Genomic DNA, 18,853 nt, shown 5'->3' on the forward strand with positions numbered 1-18,853 from the left:
CAAAAAAAACGGCCAATGGGAAAATAATCCAGCCCATGTCAAATATCGAACATCGGGACTTTGTTGAGACTGCGGTCGCGCTTGACGATGTCGCCGAAATTGACGTTGTCCATGATCTTCCATGTCGCCTCGTCGATCTCTTTCCAAATGGCATTGAAGACATCGGTCTGGGGCTGTTTCTGGCCCCTGGCCTGATTCCGGACCCCGCTTTGGGTAAAGCTTTTGACAACTTCGCTCAAGCGGATATCCTGCGGAGGTTTTGATAACATATACCCCCCCTTTTTTCCCCGGACGCTTTCCACCAGACCGAGTTGTTTGAGACCGATTAAAATCTGAGTCAAAAATTTGATAGGAATTTTTTGTTTTTCCGCGATGGCGTTGATTTGTAATGGCGTCGGGCTGGGCCAATGCAATGACAGTTCGAGCAAGGCCCGGCACGCATAATCTGTTCTCGCTGAAATTTTCATGTTGTTTCATCCTTTGTGTGCGTTTATAGTTACTAAGTAAATCAACATGGTAAGAATACCACAAATCGAAAATATGTCAAGCCATTTTCAGCAGGCGATCGACAATCTTTGCGCTGCCCGATGGCATGGGATAATGGGTAAGGCGATTCCGGGAAACCCATCGATGGGTCTCATCGTGCACAGGATCCTGCTTCACCCGGCAGGACATGACATGCAAAGTCACCTTGAATTGGGTGTAAAAATGCGCTGTTGTAAACAATGGCCTGACTCCGCATACATTTATTCCCAGCTCCTCCCTCACCTCACGGGACAGGGCCGCCTGCGGCGTTTCCCCTTTTTCAATTTTTCCACCAGGGAACTCCCAAAGATCCGCAAAAAGCCCGTGGGAATCCCTTTTTTGGATATAAAATCGGTGGTTTTTCTCAATCACGGCGATGACCGCGTCAATTTTCTTCAAAACGGTTTTTTTCGGAGTCGGGATCATTTCCTGAATTCCATCCTGATACGCCCGGCAATCGATCCGCACCGGACAGGCCAGGCACATCGGCTGCCGGCTCCGGCACACCAGGGCCCCCAGTTCCATCATGGCCTGGTTGAAAATACGGTTCCCGCGCGCCGGCATGACCCGGTCAAGATAGGAAACGATTTCCGCATCATGCCGGGTGCCGGCTTGCCCCTGCAAGGCCAAAAGCCGCATGACCACGCGCCGGACATTGGCGTCAATGATCGGCTGGCGCTGGTCAAACGCGATGCTCAAGACCGCCCCCGTAGTGTATGGTCCGAAGCCCGGAAGCGATCGGAGATCATCCCGCCTGGCGGGCAGTTGGCCCTGGAAACGCTCGCAAAGGATTTGCGCGCATTTGCGGATATTTTTTGCCCGCTGATAATACCCGAGTCCCTGCCATGTCCGCAAAATTTTCTGCAAAGGCGCGCGGGCCACGCTTTGGACATCGGGAAATTTTTTGACCCAACGCTCATAATAGGGAATGACCGTGGTTACGGTTGTCTGCTGCAGCATGACTTCGGAAATCCAGATCCGGTAAGGGTCGCGGGTTTTTCTCCAGGGCAGATCGCGGGCGGCGGCACTGAACCACCGCATCAGACGCCTGGAAAAACTTTTCTGTGTTAATGGATATTTCATGATGGCCGGATCATCGTTGCGAGAAATTTCACGAATTGCGGATGATGCGCCAAAGGCTTGGTCATGCGAATTTTTATCCCGGGGTGGCGGAGGGTCGCGTTCCGGATGATCTTCGGGATATCCTGATCCGCGTGCTTGCCTGAATTCAAGAAATTCAAAAGGACGATGATTTCCGTGGCGCCATCCTGGACGCAGAGATCGATCCCGTGCGGAATATTGGGGGATTCTATTTCAAGAAAAGCATACCGGACGATCCCGCGCCCGCTCCTGCGCTTCAGGCGACGGGCCAGGGTGATGATTTCCTGCTTGGTTTTTGGAGAGTAGCTCCCGTGAGAAGCAAGGAGAACGGCTTTCATGCCAGGACCATTTTTAAAGGCTCGGAAGATTTGCGGATGGTCACCTCATCGCCCAGCCGCAGGGAATGCTTGAGATGGCTGCCGTCCACGTAAGCCACGCCGTCTTTCATGGCCGAGACCAGCGTCAATCTGTCCTGTGCTGTGAGGGTGCCTCCCCGAAGCTTGTGGGTTTGCCCAGTTTTATAATAGAGTTCCCTGGGCATGTACTGCCACCAGTCGCTCAACAGCGGCAGAATTTTTCCGCCGGCGGAGCGGATAGCCCCGGTCGAACCGGCGGCGGGAGAAATCCAGATGCCGGAACTCCTGTGCTCATCGCCGATCCCGCGGATTTTGAGAATGTACCGGCTCATCGTCGCCGGATTCTCATGACACACCAGGACGTCATTCAGGATGTTGAATGTGGCCCCTGTGTCCCGGATTTTCATTTTCAGCCGGTTCAAGATTTGCGTCCTGAATTTCCCGGAGAGAATGGAATCCAGGACTTTCCGGAATGTATGGCTGTTGGCGGCGCAAAACCGCCCCACGCTCCAGACCGGGTCTGAATTGATCCCCAGGATCAACTGGCGGGTGACCTGCTGGGCGGCCTCCAAAAAGGTCCCGTCCCCTCCGACCGTGAGGACAAAATCAAAACCGGAATAATCGATCATCCGTCCCCGCATTTCAGCGACATAGGAGATTTTCTTAACTCGAAGATATTGTTCTATCTCGGTCATGGTTCTGTAATGCTGGATATGAGTTCTCTGAAAGCGGGCCATGTTGTCGAAACGCGGCGATATCCAGCTGTACTTGACCCGTTTATCGGTAAAATAATGGGCGTATGTGCTTTTTTTGTAAAGCAGCAAAACATTTTTCATGGGATGGCGGCTCACGCGTGACCTGCCCTTCTGCCGGGAAAGCGGATTCTGGCCTGGAGGTCCCGGATCGACTCAAAAACGAGATCGGCATCCTGCAGATAGGCCCGCGGAAGCGAAGTTTCCAAAGCCAGACATTTGAGTCCGGCCGCTTTTGCGGCCGCGATCCCAAACGGAGCGTTTTCGATCACAATGGCCTGTCGCGGATCGATGGCGAGTTCCCGGAGGGCCTTTATAAACGGTTCCGGGTGTGGTTTGCCGTTGCCCACTTCGTCCCCGGTGACGGTGACGTCAAACAATTTATAGAGGGCATCCGGCAGGATTCGATGAAGTTCGTGCCTCGAGGTGCCGGTCACGAGCCCCAACCGATACCCCCTGCGGTGTAGAGAGCGGATGAAATTCCTGGCGCCGGGAATAAACCGTTGCCTGGAAATGGACTTGAAGAGTTCTTCCTTTTCTCTCAGAAGCCGCTGGGCTGTCCGGCGGCTATAAACGACGCCCTTCTCGCTGAAAATTTCCTGCAGACTCGTGATTCCGCGCTGCCCCTCGCGGCTGTAAATATCGTGGTGAGAAACGTGGACCCCCTCAGCGGCCAGGATTTCCCGCCAGGCCCTGAAATGGTCCGGCATGGTATGCGTGATCACGCCGTCCATGTCGAAAACGACCGCCTGGATATCCAGCCGGCCCTGATTTTTCTTCAAATCGATCATTTCTCTGATTCTTTCATGGCCTGTTGAGGAGAAGCGGCAAGACGATAAATATTCCCGTTGAAGGAACAAAAATAAAGTTCCTGATCTTGATCAACTCCAAAAGAAGAAATATACAAACCCGGGTCTGCGTGGATCAGCTTGTTGACCGTTGTTTTCTTCCCATCGGACGCCAAAGCCCAGATATTGCCGGACATAAAATCGGCGTAAATGTATTTGCCATATAAGCCGGGGATTTTTTTCCCCCGGTAGACATACCCGCCGGTGATGGACCGGCCTTTGTCGCTGGTATACTGCCAAACCGGCAGTTCAAGTCCGAGAGTGGAGCACCCCTGCGGAGGGTTAAAGCACTCCCGGCCTTCTAGAATATTCCAACCGTAATTCTTTCCCTTCCGGATGATATTCACTTCTTCCAGCGGTTTGTCCTGGCCCACGTCCCCGGCCCAAAGCTGTTTTGTGAGCGGATCAAAACTGAAACGCCAGGGATTGCGCAGGCCATAGGCGTAAATCTCTTCCCTGCCCCCCACAGCATGGCCGACAAACGGGTTGTCCGGCGGGATGCCATAGGCCCGGCCGGAAACAGGCCGGTCAACATCGATGCGTAAAATTTTCCCAAGCAGAGTTTTTAAATTTTGCCCGTTTCCATGGGGGTCGCCGCTCCCGCCACCGTCCCCCAACGCCACATAAAGGTATCCGTCCGGCCCGAAAGCAATCTGTCCGCCATTGTGATTGCCATACGGCTGCGGGACCTCCAGGATGATGCTTTGACTCTGAATATCCGCTTGCACCGGATTAGAAGCCGAGCGTTGGAATCTTGCCAAAACGCTCCTGCGCGGATCTTTTGCGGAATAATAAACATAAAAAAGACCATTTGTCCGGTATTGCGGATGAAACGCAAGCCCCAGCAGGCCTTCTTCCATGTGTCCGGCAAAGACCCTGTCGCGGATGTCCAAAAAAGCAGCCGTTGATTTTGTGGCCGGGATATTTTGAAAAACCCGGATCATGCCCTTTTGTTCAACGACAAACAACCGGTCGCTGCCATCAGGCGAATGCTGCAGGTCCACGGGTTGCTCAAAGGTCAGGTGCGGGAAGGCCTCCAGCGGAATGATCCCGGATACTCTCTCTGCGCGCCATAACCGCCCCAGCCGGTACCCGAGATTGCTCCAGGGACCCGCCAGAGACATCACCACGGCCGCCAGAAATAAAAGGCCGAGGGCTGTCACTACGCATAATCTTTTACGAGTCATAGGCGCAACCCTGTTTCCCTCCGGATCAGAGACAGACAATCCCTTGGGCTACTGACCGCCGTCACCTAAGTCCTCTAAAATCACTTGATGCTCGGCGACCCAGGCCTCGTACCCGCCTGTCAGACTGTAAACTGTTTTGAACCCGTTTTGAAAAAAATATTCTGCCGCGGACTGGCTGCTGATTCCGTGATAACAATAACAGATCAGCGGCTTATTCCGGTCCGCCTGAGTCATGAATTCTTTGACTGATTGCGGACCCACGGACAGGGCCCCTGGCAGGTGTCCTTCGCTGTAAGTCCTGGGATCGCGGATATCCACAACCAACACCTGACCATTTTTGATCATGTTTTTTGCGCTTTGAACATCGATGGACTGGGCCGGCATAGAGTTCTTCTTTCAAATCATGTAAATTGTTGTAAATTCAAGGCTTATCATACTAAAAAACGGGAACTTCAGCAAGACAATCATCACAGTTTCCAATGGCAGGAATTGGCATTCCCAGGTGGGCGTGTGCTATACTTAAACCGGCATTAAAAGGTAAACCATCCGAAAGGATGGGGCCCCTGTGGTGGTCTCCACCACAGGGCGGTTCTGCGGACGCAGAGCCGACAAAGCCTTGAGCCTAAGTCCGGGTCACCGGATATGGCAGTCAGGCCGCCGTAACCCGCAAAGGACGGGTTCCGTAAAGCCATGAAAAATATCTTCTGTTTTACAATCTTCCTCTTTTTCTTCTTGTCTGCCTGCCTTCCCGTCCAAGCTGCGAGCAAATCTGTTGCCCTCAAGATCCATGTGAGGATTCCGCCTTCCGTCGCCTCTCAGCCGGCCGGCGCGGTCATGGCAACGGCCAGCTCCGACACCAAGCAGGAAATGACAGTGGAGAAAACGCTCCGGAATGACCACCCGGTCATCCTGCAGTCCGTTGCGATGAAGTAGTTTTACTTCTTCTCGCGCAACGGGACATGCAAGGGATAGACCGTTCCCTCCTTCACTTCGATGCGATTCGACAATTTGATTTTTGGCATGTATTGGATGGGGATCGTGTTCAGGTCGATATCGACCGTGTATCGGCCCGGTGGGATATTCTCGAAAAGATAGGTCCCGCTGAAATCGGTGTAAACGCTGTCCCGTTTGTTGAGCGTGATCTTGACGCGCGGGATAAAAATATCTTTCGGATCCAGCCGGCCGTTGCCATTTTGATCGACGTAGACAACCCCGTATAGACCGGATCTTGTGTTCAGGGCGAAATTCACAGTTTGGATTTTTTGGTGTTTAATCTCCACACGCTGAGTCAATGCGTCCTTCACCAGGGCCCCGGGGGGGACGCTCTCCATGTCGACGGACACAACCACCTCCTGCGCCTTGACCGAGACAAAATATTCCCCATGTTCGTCCGTGACTGTTTCAATATCGCCGATTCTCAAGCGGATGCCGGGGATCCCGTCCTCCCCTTTCTCCATTCGCCCGTTATTGTTGATATCCTTGAAGACGACCCCGTAAATCATGCCTGACCGGTCCCAGCGGATGGGAAGGTCCCAGGTGCTCCGCAGCCCGAGCCGGATGTCTCCCTCGGTAAAATCACTCCCCCCGGCGTTTTCCGCGATGACATCCCGGATGCGGCCATCGGCAAAGACCTGAACATCCGGCTTCGGGCTGAAGGTCAGTCCGACATTGCCGGTCCAGCTGTCTTCACCAGCGAGAAAACTGAAATTTCCGCCGGCCTCTTCCTCATTCCGGTACGAGATTCCCCAGTGGCCGGAAACGTATTTTGTGATCCGGTGGGAGTAATTCAGACCGGTGGTGATGACATTGGGGTTGGTGACCTCTCCTGTGGCGATTTCTTCGACCCAGTCATAATCATAGCCGATAAAATAGTGCAAATTCTTGATGATCCCCAGCCTTAAGCCGGACGTCACCCCCCGTCGGTCATAATCCGATGAGGAGGCGATTTGAAACCGGTTGCGTTGATACGTGCCCCCTAAATAAGCGGACAGTGTGCGCCCTCCTAAAACCTCGAAGCTCCTCGAGTAAGTCAACGAATCCCTGAAACTACGGCGGGGCGAAATAAGGCCCGGCGTGTCCGTGAAAAAGGCCGAATTTCTGATGCTGGATGTCCCGCCCAGAGGAAGGAGTATCGATGTGTTCATGTCATAATTCAAAGCATCCGGGTTGGCCGGGTTGGGAAGAAAGCGGTCCTGGAAGATATCGATGTAATTTTCAAAATCCACCTTCCCTGGCGACCAGTTAAGCGCGAGGTTCCCCCCGATTTCCCCTCTCCCCGCGGGGGCCCCGGTGATCGTCACGAAATCCCGGTCGATGTCCCGGAATTGGCTTCGAAAAACCAGGTCCCCGGAGACGTACTCCGCACCGGCCACCCGGCCGTAATCCTCTTCGTCATAAGCCTGCTCGCCGGTGATGATCCAGTTGTTGAATTTATGCCGGGTCTCTGCTGAAAAGACCCTGTCCTTGAGAAAACTTTCCCTGGCCTCGCCATAACCGGAAGCATAATTCAAGGCGTATTGGTGATCGCCCTTTGGAAAAAAGGTTATCTGGCCGCCTTCAATGTAGGAATTTTTCTCTTCGACTAAATCCGGGCTGACGAACGTGAAGATAGACCTGTCACGGCCTTTGAGATAGGTGTAATTGATTGTTTCGTCAAATGCATACGCGTCCCACAAAACCCCCCGGAAATATTTACCCGGCAGTGTTAACGTCGAAAACCGTTTAGACGTATCCCACCCCCAGAGAGTGAATTTTTCGAACGGTCCCACCCGGCCGTCCGTGAGCCCTGCCCCATACCCCGTGACTTCCGTGGATTCCTGGAATTTGGTGAATTGGCTGAACGCGTCGACATCGCCATAAGGCGTGTAGCCGTACAGACCCAGCCACTGGGTATAACTTAAATTTTGGCGTTCCATCTCTTTCGCGTTGGGGCCTGTGTAAAAGGAACTCCAGTTGGAGGCATAAGCCAATTTAAAAGGGCGTCCTCGCGTCACAGAGGTCGGCTCGGTCCCTGGCGGCACAGGCAGCTTGATTTGCGGAAAGAGCCCCTCAATATGAAAGGTCCAGCGGCCGCGGTCGTCCCAGACATGGAGAAACGTCGTTCCCCGGTTGACGGCCGCCACCTTGATGTGGTGCCGGTCCAGCCGTTCGACGGCGATGGTATTCGGATTCAACACCAAAAAACGATCAATCGTGCTTCCCTCCAGGACAATGTAATGATCCTTTTCCAATTGGATCTGAGTCTTAGGCTGGCTTGCCCACAAAAGGTCGTCCATGAGGATTGTCCGTTCAGATCTTGACGGGGCGATTTTTGTTGCGGCCGCGGGCTGAGCAGGGACAACGGGGGTTGAAGATTTTGATTCCGGGAGGCGGCGTTCGCGGTTTTTTTGCGCCAAGCTTTCCTGGCGCAGGCGTTTTTCGATGAGCTCATCCCGCGACGTTGTCTTGACGGGCCCGGGGGACAGGGGGTTCCCCTTGCCAATGGATGGAAGGGTCAAAGTCCCATCCTCGCCCAAAACAACCACGGCGGATTGACGCTTTTGAACACGGCCAATGAGACCGAGGTAATATGAGGATTCTGGACGGGAAGGGTCTTTTTCTTTGGCGCGAAGGAAATACCCGGACGCATCGTCATACTCGCCGGACGAGAGAGCGCGGCGCCCAAGATCGATCAGCAGGTCATAGCTGGAATCTTGCGACGGGTCAGCGGTTTCGACGGCTGAGGCAACGCAGCAAACGGCGAGCCAACAGGCGCACACCAAAATCAGAGGAGATCGCATCAAGGCATTCCATCAGTCTCTCTCTTGCAAAATGGTCATGGAATCATCGGAATTCTTGCGAACATCCAACTCCTTCACCACGCTGTCCCCTTCGCCTAAATCAAAGGTGATCACAAGAGAATATTGTCCCTGGGTTAATTCTTTGGCCAGCGGAATTGAGAACGCCGCGCTTTCCAACGGCGGCAGGTAGAATTTCGAAATTTCGCCCCGGTCCACGGGGACCCCTTCCCCGTCCAGGACAAAATAGGTGCCCTGCGGGATCATGATGATGTCGCCGCCGTTCTTGAAAATCCCGGCAACGGCATTCCCTTTGGCCGTTAAATTTCCGACATGAGATTTTTTCTTTTTGTCTTGGGATTCAAAAAACAATAATGTCCCGACGCGCGTGATAATGTTGACGCCGGTGACGTCTTTAAGATTTTGCTCCGTTTTTTCAAAAAACAGGACCCCGTAATACCCGCCCTTCGCGTCCGGCGGGAGTTTCGCGGTAAAGTGGATCTCTTTTTTTCCGTAAGGGGGTAAATCAAATTCCGTGGGCAGAAAGCGGAACCATTTTGCGATGGAACGAGGGGCTGCCCCGGCTGGAGAAAAAAGTTTCTTCCCGTCAAAGGGAGGCTGATATTGAAAGTCTTCCAAATAAGCTTTGACGCGGATCGGCTGGTCAGCCGTATTGTGGACCGCAATGACGCCGGCATGGGTCCCCCCCGGCGCAACGGTTTCAGAAATTTTGCCTTGTTCCACCAAAATTTGGGCTAACGCAGGCTGTGTGCAGACCACCATCCCGATCATGCCGAGCAGGCATACCACTTGGATTTTCATATTGCATTCCTCTCAAACGTGGACATCCTGGGCGATGAAATGAAAGACACCGGGAGAGAACCGTTTTTCCGCCCCTCCCGGTGTCTTTCTGTCCCTTAATCGATCGTCGCAGAAACCAGCAATGTCCCGAAGTAATCTCCTGGCTGATCGGTGTTGGTGAAAACTTCTGCGTCCGACGGATCGACAAAGGTCGCCTGGGAATTCAGGTCCGCAAGTCCGAGGTATATCCGCAGGATTCCTCCCGCAAGCTCGGTTTCATTGATCGTTTCATTGACATTGGACAAGGTCTTTTTAGGACCGTGCGACTGCAGGCCCGTCACCACCGTGTCTGCGGGCAGCGCGCCGAATGTCACCTTGGTAAAGGTCGCGGTCCCCTTTTTCCCCAAACCGTTTTTTCCCAGAACTGAGTTGGGATTTCCGGCCACAGTTTCGGTATACGTCGCCGTGACATCCGGATTACCCGCCCCGCCTGTGCCCGTGACGTCAACGTAAAAGAACACGCTCGGCCGGTATATCCCGTTTTGGGCGTCATACTGCAGGGTCCCAAAATCCAGCGTCGTTCCGGCCACCGGGGTCGCATTATTCGGGTTGGCCGTATTGACGACAAACGGGGTGATGGCCACTCCGGTCGCGGCAGGGACGTTCGCGCTGACGGTGAACGACACCTGATCGGCCTGGCTGACCGATGAGATCGGCAGCGCTGAAAAGGCCAGCAGCAATCCAAGGATTAATAATTTTTTCATAACTTCAATCCTCCTTTACCTGTCTTTGTTTTTGTTGTGCTTACATTTCCCCCAATGAATATTTTATCAATGTCGCGTAATCTCCCCCTTCCATGCTCGCAGACGGAATCAGTTGGTAAATCACAAAAAACTCGGCCGAACCACCCTGCCGGTCGGAATAAAAAATGGGGACTTCTCCGATTGGGACAGAAAAGAACTCCGGATGTTGCACAGTCCCGGGGCTGCCTTCGACCGGCTGGAGCATAAATCGGAAATTTTTCTCCTCGATTTTTTTCCCCTCTTTGTTAGTCAATTTATCGCCGACGATCTGGCTGACCATGTAAGGCCGGCCCAAATTGGATTTTACGGTAATCTTGGCCTGGCTGGTCTGCGGCCCCTCATGCGGCAGGAGGCTCTCGAAACGGATTCCTCCTTCGGGAAACTCGACGTCCATTTTAAAAACCGGCGGGACCACGACGTCCAGATCGACCGGCATCAATTCAACCCGGTCTTCGGTTTCAACCGACAGGTTGATTTTACCCCTGTAATTTCCGGAAATCTCTTTGGCAACCGCGTCGGAATCCAGACGGAAAGCAATCTTTATCTCGTCCCGGTCGGCGTCCGATGTGTAAATGAGCGTTTTGCCCCGCTTGAACGCCGCGGGCTCCTGGACATGGGACTGTCCCGTGGAACTGCCTTCGACCCAAAATTGCATCGCACTCGGAGAAATTTCCCTGTTCAAATCATTAACCGGAAGCTCGCCGATTTCCTGGTAAACGCGAAGATGGCGGTTCATGTTACCCTCGTAGCTGATTCGGATGTATTCGCCGGGCATCCCGGGGCCTTCGCTGGCCAGGCGCAACGCGCCAGCTCCTGATGAGACCGTATGCTCGACCCGAAATTCCCCGGTTGCGGAGATATACAGGTTCAGGACCCCCTCTTCCTGCGAGCTGCCGCCGACAGGACGGAGAGTGTAAATGATCCGGCCGACATAATTGCCGGCAGATTTGATTTTCACAGGATCAACGGAATAAATGACCGTGAAGGCATCGCCATCGCCGGTCCCGTTGGAGGTATACAGGAGTTGTTCGGAAAACCCCAGGCTGACCATTTCCTGGTCATAGAGCGTTCCCTGGGCGCTGGACCCAATCAGAGTATAGGTCAGGACAGCGCCGGGGTCTGGAAAAACGCCCCGTTCGTTGACAAGCGAATCCGCGAGCCGTTGAAAGACCTGGTATTGTGCCCCTTCATCGGAGTTAACGCGGATCCGCACTTCCTTGCTGGACTGAGGAGAAATTTCCGTCTGGCCAAATCTGAGGCTGTTTCCTCCGGAGAGCGGATTGACGCTGATGCTGACAGCTGCACAAGCTGGTGAGACCCCAAGATAAAGAAATAATATGAGTAATAGTATATCTTTCACAGAATGATTCTACCAAAACAGCAGAGAAGTGGCAAGAAATTATGACTGATGGCCCTAATTCCCTGAAAATAAAGTCTTTTCGTGCCTGTGGAGTAAATGGGTCTATTGCGCGAGCCAGGCCGCAACGCCGGTCGAATACTGGGAGGGAATATGGTTGCGAAGCAAAATTTTGCGGGTCGCATCCCCCACGCCTTCATTGCGAAGGATGATCCGCGCGTTCTGGTCAGTTTCAAATATGGTGTACGGCTGGGAATTGTTGTTCAAAAGCTTTACAAATTCTTCAAAAGATTTGAAATTTTCTCCGTTGACGCGGGCGAGCACTTCATTGCTGTACGTGTGATACCCGACATTGATGTCGTCAGGAAGGACTTCCAGCAGGACAACGATTTCTTTTCTTTCTCCCGGGTTCAGCCGCCCCTTTCCCATCAAATAATTTAAAAAGTCGATCGGCGCCTTTTCCCACCACGGAGCGCCCCAGGATTCCAGCAGATCGTTGCTCAAAACCGTGAAAACAAGTCCGCCATAAATGAAATACGGCGGCTCCTTGAAAGAGTTCGGGGGAGCGACGAGGCCGGCATAAGACTTGAGGAGAATGGATTTCTTTTCCGGCTTGCCCTGCCGTATCAAAGAAATATCGATGGTGTGCCCGGCCGGATTCCGGTCTATCAAATAGGACAGTTCCAGCCGCTCTCCCTTGCGGAACTCAAAAGTCCCGTCCACGGCGATGGGAACGCCGTCGAGCGCCAGGATGACGTCCCCCTCCCGCAATTCATCGGCCGCCGGGGAATAAGGATAAACCCGCGTCACCAGCACTCCGCCGTTCTGCTGGTCCAGGCTATAATAGGCGCGCAGCGTCTTATTTTCGGTGTTATGGAAATCGATCCCCAGCGAAGGAAATCCACCGTACTGTCCATCCTCCCAGTCCTTCAGAAAATGGTCGATGATCGGGGTGGGAATCATGTACCCGATATTCTGGCTGTTCGTCATGACCTGCATGGCCACGCCGATGAGTTTCCCATCTTTGATCACCGGCCCGCCGCTGTTCCCGGGGTTGATGGCGGCATCGATCTGAACGGCCAGAAGCTTCTTGGAACTCTGCGTGTAGGGAATGATTTCAACGCGGGACACCACGCCTTCCGTGATGGACAGCTTGTCCCCTCCCGCCGGGTACCCGAGCGCGGTCACGGCATCCTGCAAGCTGGGCAAAGCTCCAAATTCCAGAGCCCTGATCCCCTTAAAGAATTCAGGGTCTTCAACGCTCAATATGGCCAGATCGCAATCATGACCGACAGCTTCGAGGCGGGCCGTGTATTTGCGGGGATCGGACTCCTTGCGGACCTGGATGAACGTACTGTCCGCAACCACGTGCGCGTTTGTCAGGATCCTGTTGCCGGCGATCACGCATCCCGATCCTGTGCCCGCCCGGATCCCCTTCGACTGCCAGGGCCGGTAAAAATCCATTTTATTGGCCGTTACAAAGATTTTGACAACCGCATCGCGGGCATCCTCCGCAGAGGCGCGGCCATCCGCCGCCATGGCGAACAATACACAGAATAAGATTCTCAATCCAGTTTTCATGGAGATGTCCTTTCAATAATTGACTACCGGGAGGGCCCGCGGCGTGAGGATTCCGGCATATCCGCGGTGAGGTCTTGAAGGCCCGACTTGATCTGTTGAAGAATTTCTTCGCGGGACAGGATTCCCCATTCCTGCGCGCGCCCATCCCCGGAGGTCCCGGCAGGAGACGGTGCGCGGCTGGATTGTGTCCGTTCGTGAAATTTATTCAAACGTTCCTGCAGATCCTCAAACTGGCGCTCCAGCAGGTCCAGCTGATAATCGCGATCCAGCAACTGCCCGTGTGTTTCGCTAAGCTTGTGCCTGTAAATTTCGACAACGCCGGTCAACTCGCCGATTTCCTCCCCCTGCGACTCAAAGGCGCCGATCAAGCTCAACATCTCCCGGCCTTTTTGTTTGAGGTCCCTCTGGAGAGCGGCGATGCGCAGCTCCTTGTCCGCGGACTCGGCCGCCAGTCGGCCGTATTGAGCGTCCAGGGACCGCAGGGAAAGTTCAAGCCCCTGGATTTTTTCGCGGCTCCGAAGTTCCTGTTCACGGAATTTTTCCTGCAGGGCCGCCATCTCCCGCTGTAAGGCTTTTACGTCGGAATCGTTCGCTGCCGTTCCCCGGTCGATGTCCGTCCGCACAGAAGTCACCTGATCTTCAAGCTCACCGATCCGCGAATCCTTGTCCTTGATAATCTTTTGCACCAGCATCAGCCGCTCTTCCGTGTCCGTCAATTTCTGCCGTATGGCCAAAATTTCTCCATTTTTATCCGCCAGCAACTTATCCTTCTCGAATGATTCAAGGGTCACGCCGGCCATTTTTTGCGTAAGATCCAGGACCCTCCGGTCGGTTGATTCAATGCGGGTTTTCAATTCGTCAAATGATCTGCGGACTTGCTCCAGTTCCGCATTGAGCGAAGTCAACCGGGATTTCTGTTCCTGCATCACCCTGTCCTTTTCCGCCATTTCCGCATAAACCTTTCCCATCGGGCCGTTCCTTTGCTCAGGGCCGATCAGCGGTAAAACTTGCCGCCGAAGGGCCTGCAATTGTTCCCGGCTGGTCTCGTGGGAGGCCAATTCTTTGAGGAGTGCCTGTTTCCGGGCTTCCAGCAAAGCATTGATTTTACTCAAATGGGCGACTTTCGGCGGGCATTGTTTGCGGATTTCGGCGACATCCGGAGCGGCCGACGGCACCGGCGTCCCCGTGATCAAGCCGATGTTTTCCCGGACCGCCGGGTTCTGCTGGGCCGCCACCCAAAGATCGCGGGACAGCCCTTGGCTTTCCCCCTTCACGTCAGCAAGGCGTTTTTCCAAAAAGGAAAGATATTCGGCCAACTCCAGAAAATGGGACAAGTCGTTGGCGGATTTTTTGGACAGGAACGAATCCATTTTAAGAATGACTTGCAGATTTTTCCGGGCGATGGGATTGGCCGGGTCCCAAAGCAGGGCATCCACAAATTGATTGGCAGCCGGCTCCCGGTCCCCTTTTTCAAACAGTTTCACACCATACTCAGCGTGAAAGGAGGAGATATACCGAAGCTCGGAGCGGGCTGAACTATCGACAGGCGGGGGCAAGAAGAAAATGACGGACGACAAAAAGGCGATGGCGGCCAGGCGCATGACAGGTCAACTCTGGGATTAATAAGTGTTTTTATTATATCATTCGTTCAGTGTGCGTTCAACAGACAGGAATAAAAAATCACGATTATTTCTGCATAACGTCGGCCCGGAGCGAGTCCTGGTCCTGGCAGTCCGGAGGGCATACCGGAATCGCCTTGACGCGAAACATCAATGTCTTGGAAACGATCCCCTCCTCTGCCCCATCCCTATCCCAGTACGCCAACAGAACCACGGTCAATTCCCCGGGAGGGTAATCCTTGGGGATCCGCAGACGGTAATTCAACGACGAATACATGTCTTCAAAAAGATAAAACGGCGCGATGACGAGGATTTTGGACGGACGCGGCAATTCTCGGGAAGTTTTCAGGCGCACCGCAACGGTTTCTCCCGGGAACACCTCCAGCGGCGGCTGCGGGGACAGGATGGTCAGGTCGGCTTCTGATGGAATCCGCTCCGGACGCTGACCTGCGGCATTTTCAGAACGGCCGGGAACCAAAGGAACGCTGAAGGTCACCCCTTCTGCGAGTCCGATTTGGGGAGCGGCCATGGTCAGCATGAGCTTTCGGCTCGTGCCGACAGGCGCCTCAAAAAAAACGGTCTCCGTGATCCCTTCCCCCGGATAGATGCTCGGGAAACGCGGTCCCGTTTTAAAAAAATTGGTATCCAAATCCTGAGGAGGACAAAACTGAAGATACTGGTTGCCGAACTCATCCGTCAGGGACGCATGGAACCGCCCGGAAAAATCGACTTTTCGATTTTTGTCGGTATTCAAAGCCTCGTAGGTTAACGCGATCATCGCAGCCTTATCGCCCGGAGGCAAACACGACGAACCCGCCGACTGGCCGGCCGTGTCCCAGAGCGTTTTATTCCATTCTCCAAACCTGACGGATTGCAAAACAAAACGCCAGCCGGGTGTGTTACGAATTTGTTTTTGAAATTTATTTTGAGGCAACTGGGGGTGGGATATTGAAGACCCCGGGGCGGTGGAAGCTGCGACCGGGAACATGACCATGGCCAGACAGAACACGCCGGTCAGATATCTTGCAATATTTTTCATAAGGGATGGCCGGGTTAAATTGAACCCATTATAGCACAGGCTATACGAGATTCAACATTGCCCTGGCAAATCCTTATGGGCGGCGCATAAACAACCGCACAAACATCTACCCTGTGGCAGGCAGATATTTTTCTATGCAGTCCACGAGTTCGCCTATGGTGCCCGGTTTGGCCAAAAACACGCGGCCTCCGATGACGCCGTTGTCCGCATGGGCTTCTTTCGGCGTGACAGTCGCCGTCAGAAAAACGACCGGGATGTTTCTGACCCGTTCGTCGTTGCGGAATTCATAAAGGACCTCCGGCCCCTCCATGTCGGGCATAATGACATCCAGCAGGACCAGATCCGGCTTGCATTCGACGGCCGTCATCAGCGCCTGGCTCCCCCGGTTCTCCATAAAAACCTCATACTGCCCAGTCGCTTCCAGATTCAGTTTGACGATGCTCGTGAAACTCGGCTCATCATCCACAATCAGTATACGTCTCATGGCAGTTATTCACCTCCTTTCGACTTCTCCCCATTCCTGAACGCGCCCCACGTCAATACGCAAAAATTTCATGGCGGGCCATGGCTATGCAACCGTCCTTAAAATCACGCGCGCGCGCGCGCCGCCCCCCTTCAAATTTTCCACCCTGATAAGACCATCATGACTTTGCACGATGGTTCGGGCGATGGACAAGCCCAGCCCTACGCCCCCTGCCGCACGGCGGGTCGTAAAAAATGGGTCAAAAATCCGCGTCAAATTCTCTTCGGCAATCCCGCTGCCGGTGTCATCAATATCCACGATGATCACGTATCCTTCTTTTACCGTTTCGTCGAAATCAGGGCCTCTTCGGCTCAACTTCTTGGAGACTGCGGAAATGGTCAGCCGTCCTCCGTCCGGCATGGCAAGCGCGGAATTCAAAATCAAATCCACCAGCACCTGCTCTATCCGGTTCTCATCAATGCTGACTGGCGGGAGGGAATCCTCATATCTTCGAACAACTTCAATGCGGCCTTTGTCCAACTGGTGTTTTACAAGATTCAGGGCCCTCTCAATCACCGGAGGCAGTTCCTGGGGCCGGCGCTGGAGTTTCGACAGGCTCGCAAAATCCAACAGATCCTTGATGATAATGTTGGCGCGCTGACACGCGTCTTTCAGGGATTTCAATGTGAACAAGACCTGCTCATCATCGGTGCACAATTTGGTGTTCAGAAACTCGACCCCATAGAGGATGGTGGCCAAAGGATTCTTGACCTCATGCGCCACCCCGCTGGCCAGCCCTCCCACGACATTCATTTTTTCAACCTGGATCAACTGAGACTGCGCGTCCTTGAGGCGATCATACGCCGCCTGCAACTCCTGTTCAAATTTTTTGCGCTCCACGGCATAGTAAAGGGTCTTGCTGAGCATGTAAGATTCGTATTTGGATTTGATCAGGTAATCCTGCGCCCCGCAGGTGACCGCCTTCAAACCCAGCGCGTCTTCATAGGCGCCGGTATTGACAACGATAGGCAAAGCGGGGAACTCGGCATTCAGTTTTTGCAGCGTTGCCATCCCCCGGCTGTCCGGGAGATTCAAATCCAAGAGGACGACATCATAGGGGCGGGTCCGCAAACAATCATAAGCCTCCGTCAGCGAACTCACGCATTCCAGATGAAAGACGCCATAGGAGGATTTTTCCAGCATCCCATGGATCATTTTGGAATCCACCGGGCTGTTTTCAACGACCAGCACGCTCAAGGGGTGTTTTTTATGATTCTCCATAACTCCCATCCGTCATTAGCGTTGTCGGCCCCGGACAAAAAAAGCCACAAAATGAAGAAGCCCAAGCTCCTCCCCCGTGGCTGGTTTTATTTTACCGCTAAAAAAGAAGACCATGGTCTTCTTTTTTAATTTTTATTCCCGGAAAATTCAGGAACGTTTTTCCGGATCCATTCCGCCTCTTCACCGTTGGAGTTCAACTGCAGGTATTTCTTGAAATGATCTGACGCCACCTCGGCCTTGCCCAAAGAGTCCGCGGACCGGCCGGCGAAATAATACGCCCCGGAATACTTCGGCTCGAGATCAATGACGTTCGCAAAATGCCGGTACGCGCCCTCAAAATCGCCGCGCTCATAATACAGATTTCCCAGCTTGAAATGCAGGGCGAAATCGTCCTGCCGGGACTGGAGGGCTTCCTCCAGAGACTGAATGGCTTTGGCCAAATCTCCATGTTGGGCCGCCAGGAATCCCCTGGCCTGCAAAAGCGCTTCCTGCCAGACACCGCTTTCTGTCAAGGACAACGCGGAGGCCAAACATGCCTCGGCTTTCTCGTACTCCTTCATCTTTAGGTAGGCCATCCCCAAAAAACCCTTGACCACAGGGGATCCGTTGCGAAGCGTCAAAACCTGCTCATAGAGGTCCGCCGCCTTCCCCGGGCTGTCCATTTTCTTCAATTGGATGAACGCCATCCGGTTCAGGATTTTTGCCTTCAGGGAGTCGGACGGTTTCATTTCCAATCCTGTTTTATAAAACTCCATGGCCTTCTCGTTCTCATTCTGGTCCGCGAGAAAAGTACCGATCACGTAATAGGTTTCGGCCTTTTCCGGGAACAGGACCAGGATTTCCTGCGCATGTTTTTGATCTTCGGTAAACCGGGTATAAATTTTTTCGATCAGCGCATAATGTTCATGCACGGCGCGGACCGAGGGCCCCATTTCCAGGGCCTTCACCGCAAGCGGCAGGACGTCATACCGCACCTTCATCATATCGTAGCGGTTGCCGTAAAGATAGGCATCCACCATATGGTAACGGCTCATCCCGATGTACCCAAATGGCGAATCCGGATATTTTTGAATCAGGCGCGCGAAAACGGATTTTGCTTCGGTCAACGTTTTGGGATCGCCGCGGTAGGATTGCAGGATGGACAGCCCTTTGTCATAGAGATCAACGGGATGCTCTGACAGCAGGGCGGAAGCGATATTTTGTGAAAAAAAGACCAGGCTGAAAATGAGGAAAATTCCGAGAGATGATTTTGCCGACATGGACAACTCCTTTTCCTGACTCCCCCTGCCCTGGCACAGGCACAAATCATTTCATCACAACAACTTGCGTAACGCTTTAGACGCCCCTGATCAATTTAAATATAT

18 protein-coding genes and 1 riboswitch are annotated in these 18,853 nt (G+C 53.5%); of the genes, 1 reads left to right on the forward strand and 17 read right to left on the reverse strand.

What is annotated here, in order from left to right; translation table 11 throughout:
* Window positions 1-38: 38 nt before the first annotated feature.
* The 7 genes from Q8Q08_09660 to glpE all read right to left on the reverse strand — a co-directional run bounded on the left by Q8Q08_09660 (window position 39) and on the right by glpE (window position 5,153).
* Window positions 39-467 (reverse strand): Rrf2 family transcriptional regulator, encoded by a 429-nt coding sequence (locus Q8Q08_09660; GenBank protein ID MDP2654284.1) that lies wholly within the window; start codon window positions 465-467, stop codon window positions 39-41.
* A 76-nt stretch (window positions 468-543) separates the two neighbouring features.
* Window positions 544-1,608: an A/G-specific adenine glycosylase gene (mutY, locus tag Q8Q08_09665; GenBank protein MDP2654285.1), complete on the reverse strand. Its 1,065-nt coding sequence runs from the start codon at window positions 1,606-1,608 to the stop codon at window positions 544-546.
* Window positions 1,605-1,964, reverse strand: coding sequence for a CbiX/SirB N-terminal domain-containing protein (locus Q8Q08_09670; GenBank protein ID MDP2654286.1), 360 nt, complete (start codon window positions 1,962-1,964; stop codon window positions 1,605-1,607). The genes mutY and Q8Q08_09670 overlap by 4 nt, the downstream gene beginning before the upstream one ends.
* Window positions 1,961-2,818, reverse strand: a complete 858-nt coding sequence (locus Q8Q08_09675) for an NAD(+)/NADH kinase (protein ID MDP2654287.1) — start codon at window positions 2,816-2,818, stop codon at window positions 1,961-1,963. The genes Q8Q08_09670 and Q8Q08_09675 overlap by 4 nt, the downstream gene beginning before the upstream one ends.
* Before the next feature lie 11 nt (window positions 2,819-2,829).
* Window positions 2,830-3,525, reverse strand: coding sequence for an HAD family phosphatase (locus Q8Q08_09680; GenBank protein MDP2654288.1), 696 nt, complete (start codon window positions 3,523-3,525; stop codon window positions 2,830-2,832).
* Window positions 3,522-4,769, reverse strand: coding sequence for a PQQ-dependent sugar dehydrogenase (locus Q8Q08_09685; GenBank protein ID MDP2654289.1), 1,248 nt, complete (start codon window positions 4,767-4,769; stop codon window positions 3,522-3,524). The genes Q8Q08_09680 and Q8Q08_09685 overlap by 4 nt, the downstream gene beginning before the upstream one ends.
* Window positions 4,770-4,817: 48 nt before the next feature.
* A complete protein-coding gene (gene glpE / locus Q8Q08_09690; GenBank protein MDP2654290.1) occupies window positions 4,818-5,153 on the reverse strand; it encodes a thiosulfate sulfurtransferase GlpE in 336 nt (111 codons plus the stop codon).
* 190 nt (window positions 5,154-5,343) lie between these two features.
* Window positions 5,344-5,431, forward strand: a riboswitch (cyclic di-GMP riboswitch).
* 28 nt (window positions 5,432-5,459) lie between these two features.
* On the opposite strand from glpE, the gene Q8Q08_09695 reads away from it, so the two are divergent.
* Window positions 5,460-5,702, forward strand: coding sequence for a hypothetical protein (locus tag Q8Q08_09695; protein MDP2654291.1), 243 nt, complete (start codon window positions 5,460-5,462; stop codon window positions 5,700-5,702).
* 2 nt (window positions 5,703-5,704) lie between these two features.
* Here the strand turns inward: Q8Q08_09695 and Q8Q08_09700 are convergent, their stop codons facing one another.
* The 10 genes from Q8Q08_09700 to Q8Q08_09745 form a co-directional block, all read right to left on the reverse strand.
* Entirely contained in the window at window positions 5,705-8,548 is a 2,844-nt protein-coding gene (locus Q8Q08_09700) for an SdrD B-like domain-containing protein (GenBank protein ID MDP2654292.1), read from the reverse strand.
* 12 nt (window positions 8,549-8,560) lie between these two features.
* Window positions 8,561-9,367, reverse strand: coding sequence for a hypothetical protein (locus Q8Q08_09705; protein MDP2654293.1), 807 nt, complete (start codon window positions 9,365-9,367; stop codon window positions 8,561-8,563).
* A 95-nt stretch (window positions 9,368-9,462) separates the two neighbouring features.
* Complete coding sequence (locus tag Q8Q08_09710) at window positions 9,463-10,110, reverse strand: hypothetical protein (GenBank protein MDP2654294.1); 648 nt, start codon at window positions 10,108-10,110, stop codon at window positions 9,463-9,465.
* A gap of 40 nt (window positions 10,111-10,150) precedes the next feature.
* Window positions 10,151-11,362 (reverse strand): hypothetical protein, encoded by a 1,212-nt coding sequence (locus Q8Q08_09715; GenBank protein ID MDP2654295.1) that lies wholly within the window; start codon window positions 11,360-11,362, stop codon window positions 10,151-10,153.
* A 249-nt stretch (window positions 11,363-11,611) separates the two neighbouring features.
* Entirely contained in the window at window positions 11,612-13,087 is a 1,476-nt protein-coding gene (locus tag Q8Q08_09720; GenBank protein ID MDP2654296.1) for a serine protease, read from the reverse strand.
* A 23-nt stretch (window positions 13,088-13,110) separates the two neighbouring features.
* A complete protein-coding gene (locus Q8Q08_09725; GenBank protein ID MDP2654297.1) occupies window positions 13,111-14,571 on the reverse strand; it encodes a hypothetical protein in 1,461 nt (486 codons plus the stop codon).
* 202 nt (window positions 14,572-14,773) lie between these two features.
* A complete protein-coding gene (locus Q8Q08_09730; GenBank protein ID MDP2654298.1) occupies window positions 14,774-15,745 on the reverse strand; it encodes a hypothetical protein in 972 nt (323 codons plus the stop codon).
* 106 nt (window positions 15,746-15,851) lie between these two features.
* The gene (locus tag Q8Q08_09735; GenBank protein MDP2654299.1) at window positions 15,852-16,229 is read right to left on the reverse strand and encodes a response regulator; all 378 of its coding nucleotides are present in this window, start codon (window positions 16,227-16,229) and stop codon (window positions 15,852-15,854) included.
* A gap of 84 nt (window positions 16,230-16,313) precedes the next feature.
* The gene (locus tag Q8Q08_09740) at window positions 16,314-17,489 is read right to left on the reverse strand and encodes a response regulator (GenBank protein ID MDP2654300.1); all 1,176 of its coding nucleotides are present in this window, start codon (window positions 17,487-17,489) and stop codon (window positions 16,314-16,316) included.
* Window positions 17,490-17,614: 125 nt separating this feature from the next.
* On the reverse strand, window positions 17,615-18,748 hold the full coding sequence (locus Q8Q08_09745; GenBank protein ID MDP2654301.1) for a tetratricopeptide repeat protein: 1,134 nt from the start codon (window positions 18,746-18,748) through the stop codon (window positions 17,615-17,617).
* Window positions 18,749-18,853 lie beyond the last annotated feature (105 nt).

Source organism: Candidatus Omnitrophota bacterium (genome assembly GCA_030688425.1).
Lineage (GTDB): Bacteria > Omnitrophota > Gorgyraeia > Zapsychrales > JANLHA01 > JAUYIB01.

What these genes read in the sequence shown, in the direction of transcription:
- Q8Q08_09660 (MDP2654284.1), bottom strand. Translation starts at nt 467, where the DNA reads ATGAAAATTTCAGCGAGAACAGATTATGCGTGCCGGGCCTTGCTCGAA.
- mutY (MDP2654285.1), bottom strand. Translation starts at nt 1,608, where the DNA reads ATGAAATATCCATTAACACAGAAAAGTTTTTCCAGGCGTCTGATGCGG.
- Q8Q08_09670 (MDP2654286.1), bottom strand. Translation starts at nt 1,964, where the DNA reads ATGAAAGCCGTTCTCCTTGCTTCTCACGGGAGCTACTCTCCAAAAACC.
- Q8Q08_09675 (MDP2654287.1), bottom strand. Translation starts at nt 2,818, where the DNA reads ATGAAAAATGTTTTGCTGCTTTACAAAAAAAGCACATACGCCCATTAT.
- Q8Q08_09680 (MDP2654288.1), bottom strand. Translation starts at nt 3,525, where the DNA reads ATGATCGATTTGAAGAAAAATCAGGGCCGGCTGGATATCCAGGCGGTC.
- Q8Q08_09685 (MDP2654289.1), bottom strand. Translation starts at nt 4,769, where the DNA reads ATGACTCGTAAAAGATTATGCGTAGTGACAGCCCTCGGCCTTTTATTT.
- glpE (MDP2654290.1), bottom strand. Translation starts at nt 5,153, where the DNA reads ATGCCGGCCCAGTCCATCGATGTTCAAAGCGCAAAAAACATGATCAAA.
- Q8Q08_09695 (MDP2654291.1), top strand. Translation starts at nt 5,460, where the DNA reads ATGAAAAATATCTTCTGTTTTACAATCTTCCTCTTTTTCTTCTTGTCT.
- Q8Q08_09700 (MDP2654292.1), bottom strand. Translation starts at nt 8,548, where the DNA reads ATGCGATCTCCTCTGATTTTGGTGTGCGCCTGTTGGCTCGCCGTTTGC.
- Q8Q08_09705 (MDP2654293.1), bottom strand. Translation starts at nt 9,367, where the DNA reads ATGAAAATCCAAGTGGTATGCCTGCTCGGCATGATCGGGATGGTGGTC.
- Q8Q08_09710 (MDP2654294.1), bottom strand. Translation starts at nt 10,110, where the DNA reads ATGAAAAAATTATTAATCCTTGGATTGCTGCTGGCCTTTTCAGCGCTG.
- Q8Q08_09720 (MDP2654296.1), bottom strand. Translation starts at nt 13,087, where the DNA reads ATGAAAACTGGATTGAGAATCTTATTCTGTGTATTGTTCGCCATGGCG.
- Q8Q08_09730 (MDP2654298.1), bottom strand. Translation starts at nt 15,745, where the DNA reads ATGAAAAATATTGCAAGATATCTGACCGGCGTGTTCTGTCTGGCCATG.
- Q8Q08_09735 (MDP2654299.1), bottom strand. Translation starts at nt 16,229, where the DNA reads ATGAGACGTATACTGATTGTGGATGATGAGCCGAGTTTCACGAGCATC.
- Q8Q08_09740 (MDP2654300.1), bottom strand. Translation starts at nt 17,489, where the DNA reads ATGGAGAATCATAAAAAACACCCCTTGAGCGTGCTGGTCGTTGAAAAC.
- Q8Q08_09745 (MDP2654301.1), bottom strand. Translation starts at nt 18,748, where the DNA reads ATGTCGGCAAAATCATCTCTCGGAATTTTCCTCATTTTCAGCCTGGTC.